Below are 19624 nucleotides of genomic sequence, written 5' to 3'. Positions count from 1 at the left end.
GGGGATGACGGAAAAGCCGACGGCAAGCCTTCTTGCAGCAGAGCGTCTCCTGTCGGCCCTATGCGGTCATCTACCTTGCAGGTGCGCCGTACCAATAAATGAACCTCTGCCAAGTATCTGGAGTAAGCACTCCCTCGTCCAACAACCCCGCATATTTTGCCAGTTTTTTAGCAAGGCCGATGTCGATACCTTCATTTTTCGGCGACTCTTCCATCAGCTTCAACAGCACCGCCTCAAAGGGTAATTCCCATTGCCCATAGTCAAATGTTTCTGCCTCACGCAGGAAATCCGAATCCAGCAATGCTGCTACTTGGTCCAGGAAAATGAGATAGTCTGCTGGGCCTGCATCGTCTTTTTTCATGCGGTTGCCCTGTTGTAGAAGATTGTACTTACGCTCAATGGCAGGATCAGCCTGCAAACGCCACTTTTTAACGCATCGTCGCCACGGCAGCTTCCGGTCCCAAGTTGGACAATGCATCGCCTCAAGCGAATGACCGCAAATGGCGCGATGTGGACGACAGCGTGCGCTCCGTAGAAGACAATGAGATGCGAACCGGTCGGCCCGCATCCAACAATCGCTGAATACGTATCACCAACTCTTTAGCACAAGTTCGCCTGATGGAGCGCAAGCGTAGAACCCTGCTGTAGGTCCATATGCATGCGTCGTTGCAAGAGTGAATGCAGGACGAGCGCCATCTTCAGGCGAATGCCCCGGTCCGTTGCCTGTCATATCGGTCGATGTCAGGCCGGGGTCTACAGCGTTTACTTTGATCCCTTCCCGATCAAGCTCCTTCGCCAGTTTGACAGTCAACATGTTGAGGGCCGTCTTGGAGGCGGAATATCCGCCGAAACCTACCGTCCATGTTTCGCTCCGCATGTCCAGGGCGTCTGTCAGCGAACCCAGTCCGCTGCTCATCATGACGACCCGAGCAGCTTTGGATTTGCGCAACAAATGCAAGAAGGCCTGAGTGACGCGCATCACCCCGAATACGTTTGTATCAAACATCCGCTGCATCTCTTCAATCGACTCCTCGGCAAGCGAAGGCGGCGGGCCGAACATGAGTCCGGCATTATTGACCAAAACGTCCAGATGATCCACTTCGCTCCCTATAGTCTTGGCGGCGTTGGAAACGCTAGCGCCGTCCGTAACATCGAGTTGCACAGCACGAGCATCAATCCCTATGCCGCGTAACTCGCGAGCTGCCATCTCACCCCGTGCAATATTTCGGCACCCCAGCCAGACCATGTGTCCGCCAGCGCCAAGCTGCTGCGCAATGGCGTGGCCGATACCCTTATTTGCCCCGGTAATGAGGGCGGTGAGTGAGTTGTGAGCCATGATGACATCCCTGATCGTTGCGACGGCAGAGACATACTACGAATTTCGTAATATTCAACTCTCGAATTTTGCAATTTTCTGGGTCAGGCGCAGGAATTCCCTCCGGTCAACGGGATCGAGAGCCTGAAGCATTGCTTTGCAAGAGGCGCGATAACCATCAACGTAGCCTTCAACCGCTTGCCGCCCATTGGCTGCTATCGTCAAAGCCACCGACCTGCGGTTAGCCTCCGGCCGCTGTCGCTCAACCATGCCACGACGCACCAGCCGGTCGGCTGAAGATGACATCGTCGTTAGAGCGACCTGAAGGTGCCGGGCAACATCTCCCAAGTTACACTCAGGATGCTCGTCAATGAAAAGGAGTGCTTGGATGTCGAGAGCGTTGAGCGAATGTTGCATGACTGCCGCTGCCTCGGAGACCTTGAAACGACGCGTAAAGCGCTCAAAGGCGAAAGCGAGTTGTTCGATTTGTTCTGGCGTAGGTTCTGTCATCGCCGGTATTAAGCATTTCCGTTATGTGAACGTAAGCAGCAAACGCTAGAATAGTATTGCAAAATTTGCGCGATGTCCGCTGTTGGCGCGCTCTCGCCAAATTGGCCGCCGCCCCGAGCGTCTTCAGACCTTATTTAAAGAACAGGCTCGAAAACACAGTTGACGAGGCCAACGTTTGCCACGACCTTGCAACGCTCAGACATGGACGGAGTTATATGATGGTGCGGTCGGTCATCGAGTTGCGGAACGTCGCCGGCACTGAGGCAGCGATGGGTTGGGCTGGCGGCCATACGGTGGTGATCGATCGGCCGGAAGGCAAGGCCGGGGGATTAGGGCTCGGTTTCAATGGCGGCCAAATGCTCGCTCTAGCAATCGGAGGCTGCTATTGTAATGACCTACGCTATGTCGCCCATGAACGTGGCGTGGAGATCGAACAAATCGCCGTAACAGTGACACTTGACCTAGAAGGTGAACCGCTGGTCGCCACCAAAGCCGTGCTATCTGTAAAGTGTGAGACATCGGACGGCTCCGATCCGAAAGCCTTGATGGATCATGCGTGGTCAGTGTGCACAGTCGCCAACTCCCTCAATCGGGGGATCCCGACGTTAATACAGATCGCATGACTGCTTTTGGTGCATTGCAGCCGTGACACGTAAAAATTGACGCTTTTGATCGCTCCTAGCTCGCGAACGGATCTGTACCGTAACCAAACAAAGTTTAGCTCTTCCAAATCAGATACGCCTCTGATTTTAAAGATTAAGTGACTTCATTCCGCCGCCACCTTCTCATCCGCCTTCCGGCTTTCCCATTCCTGCGGCGTCAGCGTCTCAATATCGAACTGGTCGCGTGTGCGGGTATAAGTGTGCCCACCCATGCGTCCGACCGCATCCATGAGCTGCTGGTCGATATGCAGGTTAGCAGCATTAACCGCATCACTGCGGACGAAGACGCCGACGACTTCGCCGAGGATGATTTCGCGGGCCGGGCCGACCTGAAGCGTGGTGTGGCGGCGGCATTCCAAGGCGGCGGGGGCGGCGAGGATGCGGGGGCTTTTCACCGTCTGGCCGGGTGCCGTGGCAAGACCCGCCTCCTCCATCTCGTCAACTTCGGGCCCGAACTTGATGGCGCAGATTTCCATCTTCTCGACCAGCGCATTGTCGCAGATGTGGACGGTGAATTCTCCTGTCTCACGAATATTGCGGGCGGTGTCCTTAAAGCGCATGTCGGAATAGTTCTCGACGCCGATGGCGACGATGGCCGGATCATGGGTCAGGACATTGAAGAAGCTGAAAGGGCCAGCGTTTGGTATCCCGTCCTTGCTCACCGTGGTTACCAGAGCGATTGGACGTGGAATGACGGTTCCGATCAGAATCTTGTAACGTTCCCGCTCATTGAGCTTAGCGAAATCAAAATGGGTGTGGTCGGTCATATCAGGCCTCGGCAGCGATGCGGTGGGTTTCAAGGGGAGTGTGGCGGGCGAGGTTCTCGAACCCGTCTTTGGTGACGACATACATATCGCCGACATTGCAGCCTGCCGACAACGGCTCAAGCCATTGCGTGTGCAGAACGAACACCATGCCCTCCTCCATCCGGTCATAATTGTGGGATGAGATGTTGAAACTGTTCTGGCCGCCGGCCAAGCCAACCGAGTGACCCAGATTGGGGTTATGCGGACCATGGGTTGCCGGGTAAATGTGCATCAGCGTACGGCCCTGCGCTTCCCAGTCGATATTCTTCACATATTGGCGCGGGATTAGACGGGCGCTGCCATCGTCCATCGGCGCCCAGTTGTAGGGCATGGTGCGGGCTTCGGGCGAGGACAGCATGCCGCGCTCGATCATCGGCTCGAAGGCGGCGTTGTTGACGTCACGCATCAGGGCACCGGGCCGGATCAGCTTTTCGGCTCGTTTAACGCCCTCGGTGCAGGCCGCCAGCACCTCTTCCTGCCGCTTGGTGATGTCGCCAACTGCGATCATACGGGCGGTCTGGGCGGTATAGCCGCGGTAGGTGATGTTGGAAACGTAGAGATTGATGAGATCTCCCGGACGAACGACATGGCCATAAGGCTTTCCGCAATGGGTACCGAACTCGTTGATGCCAATCTGATAGCCATCACCCGTTTCACCACCAAAGGAAAGCTGGGCCTGCGTGAACGCGGCATAGATTTCGTGATCGGTCACACCTGGCTTGGCGACATGATAGGCCGCCTGCGTAGCGATGCTGACGAGCTGGGCTGCCGCTCGGAACATCTCGATCTCGCGCAGGGAGCGCACTTTCTGCATCCGGTCGAGAATAGCATTGTCGGCGACGAACTTTGTCTTTGGCATCAACTCGTCGAGGGCTGCCCAGAAGGTCAGCGAGGTGCGGTCACCGATCCGGCCAATCTGCGCCTTCGACAGTCCCATGCCGGCCAGAAGTTCAACGCATTTCTCAGCCGTCTTGATGACGCTATCACCCGGTCGGTCGGCATATTCGCGACCGATCGGGCCGATCTGCCAGATATCCTCGACGAGAACCGGTTCGCCGCCCGGCGGCAGAAGCACGGATTGAGTGAAGAAGGACAGAAGCGTCAGCGGCTTGTCGGCGTCCGTCGGGATAATCAGCACGCCCTCGCGCATCCAGTCGCAGATGTAACGCAGATATGCGTTCGAGGTATGGAACCAGCCGACCCCACCGGTGTGGACGATCAGCGCATCATGGCCAGCTTCGACAGCCTGGCGGCGAATGCGCCGGAGACGGTCCTCGAACTCTTCGACGGGCAAAGGCAGCGGTGCGACAAAGTCGAAATCCGGCTGGAAATCGGCCAGCAGCGATCCGATGCGGTAGTCGCCTGCCTTGGTGGCGTGTCTATTCATTGGGTATTCCTTCCAGAGTATTTTTATTGGTCAGCTTGCCGTGCCGGCGCCAATACGCGCCTCGCTACCAGCATCACGATGAGTGTGAGTCCGATCAGAATTCCCGACATTGCCGCGACGCGGACATCGAGCGATTCTTCGATCAGTGCGAACATGCGAAGCGGCAGCACGGTCGTCTGCGCATCAGCCAGGAAGAGCGACACAGAGACGTTGTCGAGCGACTGGATGAAAACGAGAAAGGCACCGGCCAGAATGCCGGGCGCCAGCAGCGGCAGGATCACGCGCCTCAGCGTCGTGTACCAGGTCGCGCCCATGACGGTGGAGGCTTCTGCCAGCGACGGATTGATGCCCTGCGCGACGACGGATGCGGCCCGGTACATCAGAGGACCGAACACGACGACATGGCCGATAACGGTGAGCCAGAGCGACGGCTGGAAGCCGACGAAGTTCGCTACGATCAACGCCGCCAGACCATAAACGAGGCTTGGCAGAACGAGTGGGGCCAATAGAAACGGCTCTAGCGCATTGACCGTGCTACGCCTCATACGCGCCATGCCGATGGTGGCAGGGACGGCAAACAGCAGCGATCCGAGCACCGCAAGGCCCGCGATCTTCAGCGAATTGCCGGCTGCGATATGCTCTGTCCCGGAGCGGACGGGATCGAGGAGCGCCTCGTACCAGCGGAGCGAAAAACCCTCGGGCGGATATTTGAGCGTCTGGCCAGCAGTGAAGGACATGGTGATTGCGATGACGATCGGCGCCACCAAGTAGATCAGGCTGAGGCTGCCGAAGCCAAAGACAAATGCCTTGTAGAGGAGGGTCGGAATCGGGTTTTCGCGAGGACTATGCATGGCCGACAAGCCTCCTGTGGCGGGAAATCATGGTCATGGCAACGAGAAGGATGCCGGTCGACAACAGCAGGACAACGGCAATGGCCGAGGCCATCGGCCAGTCGAACAGCGTGCCGACCTCGCGGTAGATGAGCTGCGGCACATACACATTGCGCGCACCACCGATGACAGCCTGGGTGACGAAGGAAGCGCTGGTGCTGGCAAAGACGAGAATCCAGCCCGCCAGCAGCCCCGGCAACATCATCGGCAAGAGAACGGTCACGAGGATCCGCCACGGACCGGCACCCGAGACCTGTGCCGCTTCGGTGAATTGGACTGGCGTGCGGGACAGGATGGCGATCAGCGGCAGAATGATCAGCGGCAAGTCGATCTGGCACATGGCCAAGACGAGGCCGAGTTCGGTGGACATCAGGGTGAACGGGCGCTCCGCAAGTCCGAGCGCCACGAAGGTCTCGCTGATCGGGCCCTGTCGCCCGAGGATGACGATCCAGGCGAAGGTGCGCACCACGTTGCTGGTCAGCATCGGGATTAGGGTCAGAAATATGATGACCTGTCGCGCGGTCTTGCCGCTATGCCAATAGAGAAGTGCAATCGGAATACCGAGCAAGGTGGTGCTGGCAATGGTCTGCAGACCGAGCGTGGCGGTGTTGACCAGAACGCGGTAATTGAACGCATCGCCGAGAAAGCGCGCGTAGTTGTGAAAGGACGGGCCGTCGGGGCCGATGAAGCTGAACCCGACGAGAACGGCGAGCGGCGTCGCAAAGAACGCCACCGATAGCGCAAGCATCGGGAGAACGTATGGGAAGCCGCTCGCTTTCATTTTATGACCCTCAACCGGCGACAAGAGCGTCGAACTGGCGGATCCATTCCGCACGGTTCTTGTTGATCGCCGCCCAGTCCGGATAAACCAGAGACGCAAGCTGTTCGCGCTTCACATAGGCCTCGATGCCTGGCGTCAGTTCGACCTCCCTGTTGGTCGGGAACATCTCGGTCGGCGGCATCTTCAGCTTGTCCTGCGCTGCCTTGGAGATCGCGGCATCCATATAGGCGTAAGCCGCGTCCGGGTTCTTGGCGCCCTTGGTCAGGTGGATGTTGACCGGAGCTGCCGGAGAGCCTGTTTCGGGCTGGACGAACTCAGCCCTCAGGCCCAATGCCTTCAGCTTCGCGACATTGCCGGTTGAGCACATGAAGACAGCGATCTCGCCCTGCTGGAATAGTGTCATCTGGTGGTTGGTGCTGGCGACAACACCTTTCAGATGCTCCGGATGTTCCTTGAACAGCTTGAAAACGGCATCCATGTCGGTCGGGCCTGAGCCGAAGATCTTGGCGATCTGGGAATAGGCCATGACGCCGGTATTGGAGGCAAAGCCCGTCCACGAGACGAGGCCCTCGTAGGCCGGGTTTTCGAACAGGTCGCGATAGCCCTTCGGTGCGGGCACCAGATCCGGGTTATAGGCGATCCCGTTGACTTCAACGGTCACGGTCGGGCCGTACTCGCCCTGAAACGCCGGATCGAGCAGGCTCCAGTTCTTCAGCTTCGACGGATCGATCTTTTCGATCAGGTCATTCTCGATAGCGACCGCCATCTGGCCGGGTGACATCAGCAGTGTGTCGTAAGGCGGGTTACCGGGGCTTGCCATGACCTTGGCAAGCTGATCCTGCGCCATAGCTGGCGCAACCGTCAGGTCGAAACCTGCTTCCTTAACAAGTGGCGTCAGTACGGTGCGATAGCCGTCTTCCCAGCTGCCGGGAAAGGTCGCGGCAACGGCTGTGCCACCAGCGGCACGAGCAGCGAAGGGGGCGGAGACCGCTACAGCCGCACCGGCAGCAAGCAATCCGAAATGACGTCGTGTGATGTTAAAGTCCTTCATCTGTTCACCTCTATTGTTGTTGTTCATTCACTGGATGGTTCCGGTTCGCTCGGAAAGGCGTGACACCTGGTGGTGTCAATCTCGACAAAGAGCTGAGCTCCCGACTCGGGAATGAAGGTGGAAGGTCCGCGGACCTGCGAAGCGCGCAGGCCCATGCCCTCCTCGAGAAGAAGATCATGGACGAGCGTCGGCCCAAGGGGGACGGACACGGTCAGCCGTGCCGGCAACGAAAAGCCACGGGGGGCCGTCGACAGACGGACGTCTTCGGGACGGAAAGTGATGGTGACCTTGGAGCCGATCGTAAAATTCAGGCGACGCGGCAGAACGAGTGGTTTGCCATTTGCAAGCGCAATCGTCGTTGCCTCGGCATCCAAGCCCTGCACCGTGCCATGCAGCAGATTGGCCTGACCGATGAAGGTGTTGACGAACAGCGTCTTCGGCCGGTCATAAACGGCCATCGGCGTGTCGATCTGCTCGATATTACCCTTGTTCATCAGCACCAGACGCCCGGCAAGGCTCTGCGCCTCTTCCTGATCATGGGTGACGATCAGCGTCGTGATACCGAGCGTCTTCTGCAAATGCAGGAGTTCGACCTGCAAGTCGAAACGAAGCGCCCGGTCAAGAGCACCGAAGGGTTCGTCCAGCAGCAGAAGCGAGGGCCTCCCGGCAATGGCGCGGGCAACGGCCACACGCTGCTGCTGACCTCCGGAGAGTTCACGCGGCAGGCGGTTGCCGTAGTTCTTCAACTGTACGAGCGAGAGCATTTCCTCCACCCGTTCCCTGCGCTCAGCCCGCGGCACGTGCTGGCAGGCCAGCGGATAGGCGATGTTCTCGGCCACGGTCAGATGCGGAAAAAGGGCGTAGTTCTGGAACACCATGCCAATGCCACGGGACCTTGCGGACACATTGGCGAGATCCTGGCCACCGAGTTGAATGGCACCGCTCTTTGGTTGGATCAGCCCGGCGATGGCCCGCAGGACGGTGGACTTGCCGCAGCCGCTTGGCCCCAGAAGCGCGACGATCTCGCCGGCCTCGACCTCGAACGTGATGTCGCTGATCGCGTTCTGCCCACCATAGCTGTGGGTCACACCCCGGACGCTGAGCTGCTTGCCCTCTCCTGACTTCGACGCCTCTGCCATGAACATCCCCTTCGGTTGCGCCGTAACGTCAAAGCGCTTAGCGCCTGGCGGCATCAAGCAGAGATGCGGTCGTTCGACGATGTTAAGTTTAGTGTGGGTCATAGCAAGGGAGTTGCAAGCGGTGTGCCAGTTTGCGATTTCGAACCGAAAAAATATCTAAACCACGGAAATTACAAACTTATATCAGGTTTCTATCGTTTCGAACATTCTGCATAATATTCAACGTTAATTTCTTGCGAATATAAAAAATGTGCAATATTCGTGGGTGAAGATCATATATTGAGCAGCATTCCCGACTTGGATTGGGATCTATTGGCGATTGTTTCTGGTTAAATCGCCGCATATCACGATCCCCAAAAATTGAAATTCAGAGAAATATCAAGCCAAAGCAAAAACTTAGACGATCAATCGTCAATTCACAAACCGTGACTGATGCGAGAGCTGATTCTTTAATCAGTTAGCTTTCGCAAATTCATGCGAATGTTTTCGTTGAGAAGTGGAAATTTGCCGGGTCGGAAAAATACTCGTTTAAAAACAGTCCCCTAAGAAGTTCCGATCAGAATGGCACGCCGATTGCATCGCTGCCCCTGTGAATTCACTCCGATAAAAATCAAAAGGGGATCGCATGCGCAGCTTCACGAAAAGTCTCAAAAACGGCCTTACCGGTATCGCGTTCGCGCTGCTGGCCACATCGGTCCATGCCGCAGAAGGTCCCGCCATCAAGATGGTGCCGGATGCAGACATCGCCAAACTGCCGGGCATCGCGTTTAACCAGACACTGGCGGACCGCCTGCCCACTGCCATCAAGGACAAGAAGATCCTGAAGGTGGCGACGGACCTGACGCCGCCGATCAGCTTCCAGGCGGAGGATGGAAAGCTGATCGGGATCGATGCCGATATCGCCGCAGCACTGGGTGTCATTCTCGGCATTGATGTTCAGATGACCAATGTCGGCGCAGGTGCTGCAATCGTACCCGCCGTCCTCTCCAAGCGTTTCGACATGACCATTTCCGGCATCAACGATGATGTGGAGCTGGAAAAGCAGGTCGATGTCATCGACTACATGTTTGACGCCACGACAATCATGACCATCAAGGGCAACCCGCTCGGCATCAAGAGTATGGAAGACCTCTGCGGCAAGAATGTTGCCGTGCCGGTCGGCACGTTCCAGGCGCGTTTGGTGGAAACGGCATCGGCCAAATGCACGACACCGATGAACATCATGTCCATCCCGAAAATGCCCGACGTCCTTCAGGCCGTGCGCACCGGCCGCGCCGACGCGACTGTCAATGGCTATGCGACCAGCGTCTACACGACCGAAAACCAGACCGGCAAGGGCGTCGGCCTGCAGGCACTCCCAGACGTCCGCCTCGCCGTCGGCTACCTCGGCATGCTGGTATCGAGAGACAATCTGGATTTGCGAGATACGGTGATCGCCTCGCTTCAGCACATGGTCGATAGCGGTGCCTACAAAGCGATCATGGAGAAATGGGGCCTTGGTCCGCTTGCCGTGAAGACCGTGAAGTTCAACGACGCCGCCAGCATGCCGGTGAATTGAGCCATGTCCCTTTTTGCTCAACCCGTCAGCATGGCCATCGCACCTCCGCTCGGCAAGCCGGTGCGGTGGGGGCAGATCACCACAGGTACCAGCGCGATCGTCGCGCTGGCACTCGTCATCCTCACAGTCGCACGAAACCAGACTGTTCAATGGGGCGAAATTCCCCGTTATATGGTCGATCCAGTCGTCATCGACGGCGTAGTTCTGACCCTGCAACTGACGGCGGGCGCCATGGTGTTCGGCACCGCGTTCGGCTGCATCGTCGCTGTCATGGCCACAAGCCAGAACATCGTTTTGAAAGCGATTGCCGTTGCCTTCGTCTGGTGGTTTCGCGGCGTGCCGCTGATCGTCCAGATCTTCTTCTGGTTCAACATCGCGCTGTTTATTCCGATGGTGGGCATCGGCACCTATTCCATATCGATCAACAACCTCGTCACCCCTGCCCTCGCCGGGTTTCTGGCGCTTGGCTTGCACGAAGCGGCCAATATGAGCGAGATCATTCGCGGCGGATTGACCGCCGTCGATCGCGGTCAGCGTGAGGCAGCCTCTTCGCTTGGCTTGCAACCCCTTCAAACGCTTCGGACCGTGGTTCTGCCTCAAGCGATCCGCCTCATTGTCCCGCCGACCGGAAACCAGGCGATTGGTATGCTGAAAGCCAGCGCCATCGTTTCCGTCATCGGCATGCAGGACCTGCTGACCCAAGCGCAGGCCATCTACGCGCGCAACTTCCTTGTCATCGAACTGCTGTGCGTTGCCTCGCTCTGGTACCTGCTCATCACCACCGTCGCATCAGTCGGCCAGCATTTTCTGGAAAAGCACCTCGCGCCAAAAGGTCGAGATGCCCGTGCGCAGAAAGATACCCGACGCCGCGCCTGAAGCGCCACCACCTCAACCACCAATCAAACGGAAATGCCATTGCAGCAAATCCAATCAGGAAACATCAAGGAGCAGATCATGAAGCTAGGCATTGACGGACAAAAACTGCCAGAAGCCAGAAAGCGCGGCCCTCTCAAAAGCCTCGAACACGTCAAGGAACTCGGTCTCGGCGGCATCTTCTTCAGCACGGTGCTCGACATGAGCGAGACACTGGACAACGGCGAACTGGCCGATATCAGGGTAAAGGCTGATGAGCTTGGCCTTTACCTCGAAGCGGGCGTCGGTAAGATCAACCCCTATTGCAGCGCAGAGGCTCCGGAGTTTCGCGCGATCGGCAGTGGCGACGTCATCCTCGGTTTTACCCGAATGATCGAAGCGAGTGCGGCCATCGGCTGCCGCGAACTCTGGGTGTCGCCGGGCAATTTCAAGTCGGAATATCGCGGACGGCTGGCCAATGACCGCTTTCGCACCGATGTGACCTGGGATGAGCAGTTGCTGGGCATCGAAAAGGTCCTACTGAAGCTCGCGCCGGTTGCGCGCGCAAACGGCGTTCATCTCAATATGGAAACCCATGACGAGATCACCTCTTTCGAAATCCTCCGGCTGATCGAAAAGGTTGGCGAAGATTGCATGGGTGTCGTGTTCGACACGGCAAACGGCCTGCAACGCGCCGAGCACCCCGTTTTTGCCGCAAAACGGGTAGCTCCCTATGTGCGCCAAACCCACATCAAGGATGCCTATGTCGGTCATGCCACGGGCGGCCTCGATTTCCAGACCCGCCCCGTCGGTCGCGGCATTGTCGATTTCGCCACGATCATCCCTATCCTTGCCAAAGCCAATCCCGACTTGAACCTCTCCCTGGAGGTCGCGGCCTCCGTCGAGGACAAGCCACGCAAGGCCAATCCCCGCCAATGCATCGAGATCGATGACCCAATTTGGCGTGCCGGCCATCCAGACCTGACGGCAGAGGAACTCGAAGCCTATCTCGGATTGGTGGACGCATTTGAAAAACGTGTGGCCAGCGGAGAAATACCGGACTGGGAGACCTATGAGGCGAGCCAGTATGGCTATCCGTCCTATGAGCACCAGTCCTATGGCTTCAACGAAGCGCTGACCTTCGTCAAGGCTTCTGCACGGCACATTGAAGATATCTGTACACAGAACGGAATTTCGATCTCGATACCTTCCACGAAGCAGCGAGCCGCCTGACATGCCAAAGGTTCAGCACCGGCGACATATGTCTCCGGTGCTCCTTATAACATTCGGAGCCTCTCGACTTTTGGCACCAAGCGCATATACGCAGGAATATTATCATGAAAATAATTGGGTCGCCTGATCGGAGCTGGAGCGGGAAATGAAGAGGACGACACGACGTCAAGGCACCAAGACCGCGCCGAAGGCCAACGGCTCGGTCGATGCGGCAGAAAACGCTCATGACGACGTGACTGAACGCATCCGGATCACGCTTGCCACGGCGATTGGTGAAGGCGCGCTCAAGCCCGGCGTCAAGATCCTTGAGGATGCGATCGCCGACCACTTCGGCGTGAGTCGCACGGTCGTGCGCGGCGCACTCGGCGTTCTGGAAAGCGACCATCTTCTGGAACGCAAGAAAAACCGTGGCACCTTCGTCGCCGAACCGGGCATTGAAGAGGCCAAGGCCTTGTTCGAGGCCCGTCGCAAGCTCGAGCACGTCATCCTGGAGCTTGTCCTCGACCACGCGACTGCCGATCAGTTGGACGCGCTTGAAAAGCTGACCGACGAGGAAGAACACATCCATAACCATGGTGATGAGAAGTCGAAGACGGTGCTGTCAGGCAAGTTCCATGTCGTTCTGGCGGAGCTTGGTGGCAATGCCGTCTTGACGGAGGTGTTGTCAAAGATCGTCGCGCGCCTCTCGCTCGTCATGTCTCTGTACGAGGAGGAGCGTAAAGACGACTGCGGCGCCGATCACCATCGGTTGATAGTCACAGCCCTGAAAGGGAAGGATCTCGCAAAGGCGCAGCAACTGATGGACCATCACCTTGCAGACATCGAGGGCCGCGTACGATTGACTGAGGGACAGGGTGATAGACATACATTCCTGGCCGTGCTGGAGAATTTTTCCTAATCGCGTCGTCTTGATAGGAGTCGGACTTTCGCCATTATAGTCGACCCTCCGATAGGGCTTTGAATCTCCTTTGCACGCGCTTACTCACACTGTGATGGCTGCTTTTTGCCCGAAACGGTCATTCGGGTCTCGGTCTACGAGAGCCGCGTCCATATTGCACCTTGCACACGTTTTAAATTGAGGTAGGACGCGTCTCAAGTTGCAGGAGCAGAGACATGAATTCACTAAACGGAAAAGTTGTTGTCGTTACTGGCGCTGGTCGAGGTCTGGGAGCGGCCTTTGCGCTTTCATTGGCCGATGCAGGCTGTGAGCTCGTGTTGTGTGGCCGCCGACAGTCGGACCTTCAGGAGGTCGCTGATCTGATCATGCAGAGGGGCGGTAAAAGGGCCGATATCGTTACCTTAAACCTTGCCGATACCTCTTCTGTGAATGAAGCAGCGTCTAATATCGCTGCGCTGAAGAGCCAAGTTGATATCGTCATCAATAATGGCGCGATGTGGCTCGAAAGCAGTATCGAACCTTATGCAGAGAGCGATGTTCTGGCGGTTGTGAACGCCGCAATCACTGGAACCTACCTTTTTGTGCAGGGACTTCGCCCCCTTATGCTAACGTCACCGACGCCAGATATCGTGACGATCGGTTCGATCAGCGGCTTGCCAAATGCAGCGTTGCAGTCCGTATCTGTGCCCTTCTATGCGGCCAAACGTGGACAAGTGGCACTCGCAGAGGGGCTCAGGCAGACCTTCATTGGCAGTAAATTCCGATCGATCCTAATAAATCCGCCTTACCTGGACGATGCCCGACCCGACCAACAAGATTGGCTCCATGCAAGCGGGCGCCAGAAGGGGGAGCGCGCGACCAGCCGTGACATTGTTGAAGCTGCTTCTTTCGCACTGACTAGACCCCGTCATCTATCTATGACTATCGACGTTGATGCCGACGATGGCGGCTTGTTCCCATCGACTTGACCTGTCGCCACGCTCCCGTGGTAGTCGTTTGAATTCTGGCCGACGACGTAAGCCAGCTTCGATGTCCGCTGTTGGCGGATAGTGTTGAAAAACTCCCACAGGCGGCTTTCCCTTCGGGCCCACTGAAGTAATATTGCGCTGCCACGCTCCCCAGCGCTTTAGGCGCAATTTGGTTTCAGCTTTGCTGCACCGTCAGAAAACTATACCTAACGATCCGGGCGCGGCGCGCCCTTACCGATGCTGGGGGAGTTTTTCAACAGTATCGGCGCACAGGTGACGTGTTACGCCGCTGTGAAGCGTTGCCTGCTCTAAGGCGCGTCCCGCAGCCTGGGCAGCACGCTGGCGTATGAACGGCGCCGGGCCAGAAGAGGTCCAGGCCAAAATGGGCAAGATTCTGCAGGGTGCGGAGCCACCCCGATCGGAAGACGAGGTCATTTCATTGCTGGAAGCCGTTGGTTTCAACGAACCGCTTCGGTTTTTTGCAAGCCTGTTTTGGGGAGCATGGCTGGCCCGACACGTAGGGAACGCTAAGTGAGCGCCATAATCTGCTCCATTTGCAGACCGTTTGGATCAAAGAGACAAGTTTACTCTAAGCCATCCGGTATTGGCAAATTGTCAGCCCGAACCCTCATGGCTCAACGTAACGCCGGGGCGAAAAACGTCGCATGAGCACACTCGCGCAGCTAGAGGATAGCTTTCAGGCAATTGAAGCGACAACGCGAGCGACCTGAACGAAGGCGTATATCCGGAAAAAAGCCGATGCGCCGACATACACGGTCCCGCTCGGCTCGGTGCCCTTGGCTCATATGATAAAAATCGGCGAGGCTGCATGCAACCTCGCCGTATCTGGCCGTTGACTTGCGCGTTCTATTTACGCGTAAAATTCGGGAGCCTTCTTGAAGTTCGCCCAGGCGTCAGGGTCATGGCCGGTGACGACTGTTGCATTATGCTTTTCGGCATAGGTGCGGAGCTTCTGAACAGAACGGACCGTGTCAACGGTCGAGGCAAGGAAGCCAGGCAAAGCCTTCTCTTCCCAGTGGTCCAGTGTGTAGGCAGCATCGATCGTCAGGAGAAGCGGTTTGCTGTTTGGCAGGCGCACCAGGAAGGACTGGTGGCCGGGTGCATGACCGGGCGTGAAGATCGTGGTGAGTGTGCCGTCGCCGTAAACGTCGTAATAATCGTCCTGCCTACCGTTGAGGAACTGCCACTTCAGACCCGGCTTGTCGAAGTCCTTGCGGATATAGCCGCCGCCAGCAAACCAGTCGGGCGTAAAGGCATACTCATATTCAGAGCGCTGCACGATGTGGGTTGCGTTGGGGAAGCGACCGATGGCGCCGGTATGATCGAGATGCAGGTGCGACTGCACAACATATTTGACATCGGCCGGATCGAAACCAAGCGCCTTGATCTGGTCAACGCAGCCCTGGTCCTTATCCAGCACTGGCCAATAGACATCGCAGATGCCGCCCCAATGGCCACGCGGATCCGTTGCAACTTCAATCGCGTTGCCGCCGTCGATCACGGTGTGCCCAGCCGGATGGGTAATCAGGAAAAACGGAACGGGGATCTCATAGTCCGCACCGTTCCCCTGGTTCATCTTGATGTTGTGTACCTTGCATTTCAGCGTACCCGACTGAAGCATGTAAAGTCTGATATCGGTCACTCGTTTTCCTCCCTTGGGACTGAAGATATTGCTGTAAGAAATGGGTCAGAACGCCTCGCGGTAGAGCGCAAGCGCATCCTCTTCGCGGACTTCGACCGGATTATTGACCAACAGACGGCTCTGTTTCATTGCGTCGGACGCAAGCATGGCGAGCGTGTTGTCCGTCACGCCGACATCGCGCAGACGCCGCGGCGCGCCGCTCTGGTCCATCAGCGTTTCCATATGCTGAACGAACGCATCCGAACGGGTTGCCGCATCCCCTTCACCCGGAACACCCAGCACGTCGGCAAGCTCCGCATAAAGCGACGCTGCAGCCTTCGCGTTAAAGCGTAAAACCGGCCCCAGCATCAGGGCATTGGAAAGCCCGTGTGGCACGTGATAATGGCCGCCCAGCGGATAAGCGAGCGCGTGGACGGCGGCCACCGGTGAGTTGGCGAAAGCCTGACCTGCCAATGTCGCACCCAAAAGCATGCCTTCACGGGCTTTCCGGTCGGCCCCGTTCCTGCAGGCGGCGATCAGGTTTGCACCGAGCAGCCGCAGTGCCTCTCGCGCCAGAGCATCTGATAGCGGGTTCTTCTTGTGTTTGCTGGTGTAAGCCTCGATGGCATGCACCATGGCATCGATACCGGTGGCAGCCGTATGGACCTGCGGCAGTCCCACCGTCAGTTCAGCATCCAGAAGAACGAAATCAGCGTAAAGCTGCGGGGAAACGACCCCCATCTTGGTGGTTTCGCCCGTGGTGATGATCGAGATGTTTGTGACTTCCGAACCTGTACCGGCCGTGGTCGGCACCAGCACGAGCGGCAGGCGTGATCCCTTAACGTTTCCGATCCCGTACATGTCGGCAAGCGTCTGGTCGGAAACCAGAAGGACAGCCACGAGCTTGGCGATATCGAGCGATGAGCCCCCGCCAAGACCGATGACGATATCGACTCCGATCTGCCTTGCGGACTCGACGCAGTCGGCAACGATGTGCTCTGGCGGATCAGCAACGACCTTGTCAAAGATCGTGACGTTAAAGCCGCTGGCCGCAAGTGCGTCAGCAATCGGCTTGATGAGGCCGGCCTTGATGAGACCTGCATCGGTAATCAGCAGCGCCTTGCGCGCCTGAAACCTGCCGGAAAGAATCTCTCCGAGGCGCTGGGCGCCACCCCAGGCAACCTGCATGGAGGGAACGGTGCGGAATTCGAAAGGGTTGATGGTCATCTGATCCTCCCAGCGTGATCTCAGCCGATGGCCGAGCACAGGTATTTGATTTCAAGATATTCATCGATGCCGTAGTGCGAGCCTTCGCGGCCCAAGCCGGACTGCTTCACGCCACCGAATGGTGCGACTTCGTTGGAGATGAGGCCTGTATTGTGGCCCACCATGCCGTATTCGAGCGCTTCTGCGACACGCCATGTCCGGCGGACATTCTCGGTGTAGAAATAGGCCGCCAGACCAAATTCGGTGTCGTTCGCCATGGCGACCGCTTCGTCTTCCGTCCCGAACCGAAAGAGCGGGGCGACGGGTCCAAAGGTCTCCTCACGGGCAACCTTCATGGCCTGGGTTGCACCAGTCAGAACCGTTGGTTCGTAGAATGTGCCTCCAAGAGCATGGCGCTTTCCACCGGTGACGATCTTTGCTCCCTTGCCAAGGGCGTCAGCAACGTGATCCTCGACCTTTGCCACGGCATCCTGGTCGATCAGTGGACCGATCAGAACACCAGGTTCGGTGCCCTCACCGACGGACAGGCTTTCGACCCTTTTGACCAGCTTTTCCGCGAATGCGTCGTAAACACCATCCTGGACATAGATCCGGTTGGAGCACACGCAGGTCTGTCCGGCATTGCGGTATTTCGAAACGATCGCGCCCTCAACAGCCGCATCCAGATCGGCATCATCAAAGACGATGAACGGCGCATTGCCACCAAGTTCCAGCGACAGTTTCTTGATCGTCGGGGCCGATTGCGCCATCAGCAGACGACCGACTTCAGTCGATCCGGTAAAGGAGATCTTTCGCACCGTGTCGCTTTCGGTAAATACCTTGCCGATATCGCGTGCGGCGCCCGTAACCACCTGGAAGACACCGGCGGGAACGCCCGCTTCTTCGGCAAGAACACCCAGAGCAAGTGCGGTGAGAGGGGTCTGCTCAGCCGGTTTGACGATCATCGTGCAGCCTGCGGCAAGTGCCGGGGCCGCCTTGCGGGTGATCATCGCGGCCGGGAAGTTCCATGGCGTGATCGCGGCGCAGACACCGATCGGCTGCTTCAGGATGGTAATGCGCTTGTCCGTGGTCGGCGAAGGAATTGTATCGCCATAAACACGTTTGGCTTCCTCCGCGAACCATTCCACGAAAGATGCCGCATAAAGGGCTTCGCCCCTTGCTTCCGCAAACGGCTTTCCCTGCTCGGCAGTCATCAACGCACCAAGATCGTCAGCGTTCGCCACCATGAGATCAAACCATCGACGCAATATGGCAGCGCGGTCCTTCGCAGCCCGGCGGCTCCACTCGGAAAATGCCTTGTTTGCTGACTCGACTGCAGCTTCAACCTCATCTGCCGACAATGAAGGAACGTGACCGATGATCATCGAGTTGGCGGGATTTTCCACCGCAATCGTCTTGCCATCCGCAGCTTTCAGCCAGCGACCATTCACCAGGCAGGCATCACGCAACAGCGCCGCATTTTTTAGCTTGATCATCGACCTCTCCCGCACTATAGTTCAGCTAATTGAACTTGAATCATTAGAGTGAACTATGGGCCAAAGCGGCCAAGTGTGTCAAGGAAGGTGCATGGCTGAAGATCAACAATCGTCGCAAATATCAGACACTGTACCGGCACTCAGACGCGCCGTGCGTATTCTGGATCTTGTGGCAGGTTCGCCGCGGGACCTTACAGCCGCCGAGCTGACACGATTTCTGGATTTGCCCAAAAGCAGCGCGCATGGCTTGCTTGCGGTGATGACTGAGCTTGATCTTCTGGCGCGATCTGCCGATGGAACCCTGCGTATTGGACCCCACTCGCTCAGATGGGCGAATGGTTTTCTATCGCACCTCGATATCGTATCGACATTCAACGACCATCTTGCCCAGCGCCACGACCTCGATCCCTACACGGTGACCCTCACCGTCCGCGAGGGTGGCGAAGTCGTTTACATCGGCTGTCGCAACTCGGCTCAGCCGCTTGGACACACGTTTCGGATCGGTATGCGTCTGCCGGCGCCATTTACGGCCACCGGGAAGATCCTCCTGTCCGATCTGGGGCCCGGCGAATTGAGGATGCTGTTTTCTCAGTTTCCACAGCCTCTGACATCAAGGAGCGTTGCTGGCCTTTCGCAGCTTGAAGAGGAACTGGCTCTGACGCGCGCTCGTGGCTACTCCATCGACGATGGTCAGATCCGCGAAGGTATGCTTTGCATTGGCGCAGTGATACGCGATTACTCGGGAGCCGCATCTGCCGGCGTTGCAATCAGTCTGATCCGCAGCGAAGCCAGCGACGAAAAAATCGCTAGCCTTGGTGAGGAGCTTCGCACCACTGCCAACGCGCTTTCTGAAAAGCTTGGGTACCGATCGCAGAAAGACTAGTCGTAACCCGTAGCGGTATAGACGATGCCGACCAGCCCAGCTTTGCTGTATGCGCCAGTGCACCGATACCCTAGGTAGCCCCTGTCCCGCGTACGGCTGCGCCGAGCGCAGTTCCGGTCGAGAACATAAAAAACATCATCGATGTATTGAGCACCAAGGGAAAAGACTTCGGTCCGCAGATGCACGATCCACCGCGTTGCCTTATTCCTAACTGGGACGAAGCCGAACAATGGGTTGTCATCACATGACGGCTACTTCGGAGCGTGTCCGGGGTGTCGCGCCTACCCGAATAAGACGGCGTCTGTAAGCTCAGGCACCGTTCCAGCCGATATCTCGTCTGGGACAGT

Annotated in this window: 19 protein-coding genes; 7 read left to right on the top strand and 12 right to left on the bottom strand. The window is 57.5% G+C overall.

Features of this window, described 5'->3' with window-relative positions; genetic code table 11:
* Positions 1-70 precede the first annotated feature (70 nt).
* The 3 genes from AC1DCP_RS04665 to AC1DCP_RS04655 all read right to left on the bottom strand — a co-directional run bounded on the left by AC1DCP_RS04665 (position 71) and on the right by AC1DCP_RS04655 (position 1825).
* A complete protein-coding gene (locus tag AC1DCP_RS04665) occupies positions 71-361 on the bottom strand; it encodes a hypothetical protein (protein WP_029658676.1) in 291 nt (96 codons plus the stop codon).
* A gap of 228 nt (positions 362-589) precedes the next feature.
* Positions 590-1336: an SDR family oxidoreductase gene (locus tag AC1DCP_RS04660; protein WP_476774144.1), complete on the bottom strand. Its 747-nt coding sequence runs from the start codon at positions 1334-1336 to the stop codon at positions 590-592.
* A gap of 54 nt (positions 1337-1390) precedes the next feature.
* Positions 1391-1825, bottom strand: coding sequence for a MarR family winged helix-turn-helix transcriptional regulator (locus AC1DCP_RS04655; protein ID WP_013637396.1), 435 nt, complete (start codon positions 1823-1825; stop codon positions 1391-1393).
* Between the two features lie 218 nt (positions 1826-2043).
* On the opposite strand from AC1DCP_RS04655, the gene AC1DCP_RS04650 reads away from it, so the two are divergent.
* Positions 2044-2448: an OsmC family protein gene (locus AC1DCP_RS04650; protein ID WP_025591451.1), complete on the top strand. Its 405-nt coding sequence runs from the start codon at positions 2044-2046 to the stop codon at positions 2446-2448.
* Positions 2449-2591: 143 nt separating this feature from the next.
* On the opposite strand, the gene AC1DCP_RS04645 is transcribed toward AC1DCP_RS04650, so the two are convergent.
* The 6 genes from AC1DCP_RS04645 to AC1DCP_RS04620 are packed head-to-tail and all read right to left on the bottom strand — an operon-like array spanning position 2592 to position 8541.
* Complete coding sequence (locus AC1DCP_RS04645) at positions 2592-3254, bottom strand: flavin reductase family protein (RefSeq protein WP_025591449.1); 663 nt, start codon at positions 3252-3254, stop codon at positions 2592-2594.
* Position 3255: 1 nt separating this feature from the next.
* Positions 3256-4680, bottom strand: coding sequence for a M24 family metallopeptidase (locus AC1DCP_RS04640; RefSeq protein ID WP_013637393.1), 1425 nt, complete (start codon positions 4678-4680; stop codon positions 3256-3258).
* Positions 4681-4703: 23 nt separating this feature from the next.
* Positions 4704-5531: an ABC transporter permease gene (locus tag AC1DCP_RS04635; protein ID WP_013637392.1), complete on the bottom strand. Its 828-nt coding sequence runs from the start codon at positions 5529-5531 to the stop codon at positions 4704-4706.
* Entirely contained in the window at positions 5524-6351 is an 828-nt protein-coding gene (locus AC1DCP_RS04630; RefSeq protein WP_013637391.1) for an ABC transporter permease, read from the bottom strand. The genes AC1DCP_RS04635 and AC1DCP_RS04630 overlap by 8 nt, the downstream gene beginning before the upstream one ends.
* Positions 6352-6361: 10 nt before the next feature.
* Positions 6362-7402 carry an extracellular solute-binding protein gene (locus tag AC1DCP_RS04625; RefSeq protein ID WP_013637390.1) on the bottom strand — a complete coding sequence of 347 codons (1041 nt, stop codon included), beginning with the start codon at positions 7400-7402 and terminating at the stop codon, positions 6362-6364.
* Positions 7403-7425: 23 nt separating this feature from the next.
* Positions 7426-8541 carry an ABC transporter ATP-binding protein gene (locus tag AC1DCP_RS04620; RefSeq protein ID WP_013637389.1) on the bottom strand — a complete coding sequence of 372 codons (1116 nt, stop codon included), beginning with the start codon at positions 8539-8541 and terminating at the stop codon, positions 7426-7428.
* A gap of 625 nt (positions 8542-9166) precedes the next feature.
* Here AC1DCP_RS04620 and AC1DCP_RS04615 point away from each other — a divergent pair.
* From AC1DCP_RS04615 to AC1DCP_RS04595, 5 genes are all read left to right on the top strand, one after another.
* Complete coding sequence (locus AC1DCP_RS04615; RefSeq protein ID WP_025591445.1) at positions 9167-10099, top strand: ABC transporter substrate-binding protein; 933 nt, start codon at positions 9167-9169, stop codon at positions 10097-10099.
* 3 nt (positions 10100-10102) lie between these two features.
* Positions 10103-10975 carry an amino acid ABC transporter permease gene (locus AC1DCP_RS04610; RefSeq protein WP_025591442.1) on the top strand — a complete coding sequence of 291 codons (873 nt, stop codon included), beginning with the start codon at positions 10103-10105 and terminating at the stop codon, positions 10973-10975.
* A gap of 78 nt (positions 10976-11053) precedes the next feature.
* On the top strand, positions 11054-12184 hold the full coding sequence (locus AC1DCP_RS04605) for a sugar phosphate isomerase/epimerase family protein (RefSeq protein ID WP_013637386.1): 1131 nt from the start codon (positions 11054-11056) through the stop codon (positions 12182-12184).
* Positions 12185-12329: 145 nt separating this feature from the next.
* On the top strand, positions 12330-13082 hold the full coding sequence (locus AC1DCP_RS04600) for a GntR family transcriptional regulator (protein ID WP_013637385.1): 753 nt from the start codon (positions 12330-12332) through the stop codon (positions 13080-13082).
* A gap of 215 nt (positions 13083-13297) precedes the next feature.
* Positions 13298-14050 (top strand): SDR family oxidoreductase, encoded by a 753-nt coding sequence (locus AC1DCP_RS04595; protein WP_013637384.1) that lies wholly within the window; start codon positions 13298-13300, stop codon positions 14048-14050.
* An 871-nt stretch (positions 14051-14921) separates the two neighbouring features.
* Here AC1DCP_RS04595 and attM read toward each other — a convergent pair.
* The 3 genes from attM to AC1DCP_RS04580 are packed head-to-tail and all read right to left on the bottom strand — an operon-like array spanning position 14922 to position 18394.
* Positions 14922-15713 (bottom strand): AttM family quorum-quenching N-acyl homoserine lactonase, encoded by a 792-nt coding sequence (gene attM / locus AC1DCP_RS04590; protein ID WP_476774143.1) that lies wholly within the window; start codon positions 15711-15713, stop codon positions 14922-14924.
* Between the two features lie 45 nt (positions 15714-15758).
* Entirely contained in the window at positions 15759-16919 is a 1161-nt protein-coding gene (locus AC1DCP_RS04585) for an iron-containing alcohol dehydrogenase (RefSeq protein ID WP_448731545.1), read from the bottom strand.
* 20 nt (positions 16920-16939) lie between these two features.
* Positions 16940-18394: an NAD-dependent succinate-semialdehyde dehydrogenase gene (locus tag AC1DCP_RS04580; RefSeq protein ID WP_038496761.1), complete on the bottom strand. Its 1455-nt coding sequence runs from the start codon at positions 18392-18394 to the stop codon at positions 16940-16942.
* Positions 18395-18449: 55 nt separating this feature from the next.
* Between AC1DCP_RS04580 and blcR the strand changes: the two genes are divergently transcribed.
* Positions 18450-19277 (top strand): IclR family transcriptional regulator BlcR, encoded by an 828-nt coding sequence (gene blcR, locus AC1DCP_RS04575; protein ID WP_476774142.1) that lies wholly within the window; start codon positions 18450-18452, stop codon positions 19275-19277.
* Positions 19278-19624: the final 347 nt, after the last annotated feature.

The organism is Agrobacterium sp. 10T429, from assembly GCF_056393925.1.
This window is presented reverse-complemented; position numbering and strand designations above follow the sequence as displayed.

Bases quoted from the DNA above. Each gene is read 5' to 3' on its own strand.
- AC1DCP_RS04650 (WP_025591451.1), top strand. From the start codon at position 2,044: ATGGTGCGGTCGGTCATCGAGTTGCGGAACGTCGCCGGCACTGAGGCA.
- AC1DCP_RS04600 (WP_013637385.1), top strand. From the start codon at position 12,330: ATGAAGAGGACGACACGACGTCAAGGCACCAAGACCGCGCCGAAGGCC.
- AC1DCP_RS04640 (WP_013637393.1), bottom strand. From the start codon at position 4,680: ATGAATAGACACGCCACCAAGGCAGGCGACTACCGCATCGGATCGCTG.
- AC1DCP_RS04635 (WP_013637392.1), bottom strand. From the start codon at position 5,531: ATGCATAGTCCTCGCGAAAACCCGATTCCGACCCTCCTCTACAAGGCA.
- AC1DCP_RS04660 (WP_476774144.1), bottom strand. From the start codon at position 1,336: ATGGCTCACAACTCACTCACCGCCCTCATTACCGGGGCAAATAAGGGT.
- AC1DCP_RS04665 (WP_029658676.1), bottom strand. From the start codon at position 361: ATGAAAAAAGACGATGCAGGCCCAGCAGACTATCTCATTTTCCTGGAC.
- blcR (WP_476774142.1), top strand. From the start codon at position 18,450: ATGGGCCAAAGCGGCCAAGTGTGTCAAGGAAGGTGCATGGCTGAAGAT.
- AC1DCP_RS04625 (WP_013637390.1), bottom strand. From the start codon at position 7,402: ATGAAGGACTTTAACATCACACGACGTCATTTCGGATTGCTTGCTGCC.
- AC1DCP_RS04645 (WP_025591449.1), bottom strand. From the start codon at position 3,254: ATGACCGACCACACCCATTTTGATTTCGCTAAGCTCAATGAGCGGGAA.
- AC1DCP_RS04620 (WP_013637389.1), bottom strand. From the start codon at position 8,541: ATGGCAGAGGCGTCGAAGTCAGGAGAGGGCAAGCAGCTCAGCGTCCGG.
- AC1DCP_RS04630 (WP_013637391.1), bottom strand. From the start codon at position 6,351: ATGAAAGCGAGCGGCTTCCCATACGTTCTCCCGATGCTTGCGCTATCG.
- AC1DCP_RS04605 (WP_013637386.1), top strand. From the start codon at position 11,054: ATGAAGCTAGGCATTGACGGACAAAAACTGCCAGAAGCCAGAAAGCGC.
- AC1DCP_RS04595 (WP_013637384.1), top strand. From the start codon at position 13,298: ATGAATTCACTAAACGGAAAAGTTGTTGTCGTTACTGGCGCTGGTCGA.
- AC1DCP_RS04615 (WP_025591445.1), top strand. From the start codon at position 9,167: ATGCGCAGCTTCACGAAAAGTCTCAAAAACGGCCTTACCGGTATCGCG.
- AC1DCP_RS04655 (WP_013637396.1), bottom strand. From the start codon at position 1,825: ATGACAGAACCTACGCCAGAACAAATCGAACAACTCGCTTTCGCCTTT.
- AC1DCP_RS04580 (WP_038496761.1), bottom strand. From the start codon at position 18,394: ATGATCAAGCTAAAAAATGCGGCGCTGTTGCGTGATGCCTGCCTGGTG.
- AC1DCP_RS04610 (WP_025591442.1), top strand. From the start codon at position 10,103: ATGTCCCTTTTTGCTCAACCCGTCAGCATGGCCATCGCACCTCCGCTC.
- AC1DCP_RS04585 (WP_448731545.1), bottom strand. From the start codon at position 16,919: ATGACCATCAACCCTTTCGAATTCCGCACCGTTCCCTCCATGCAGGTT.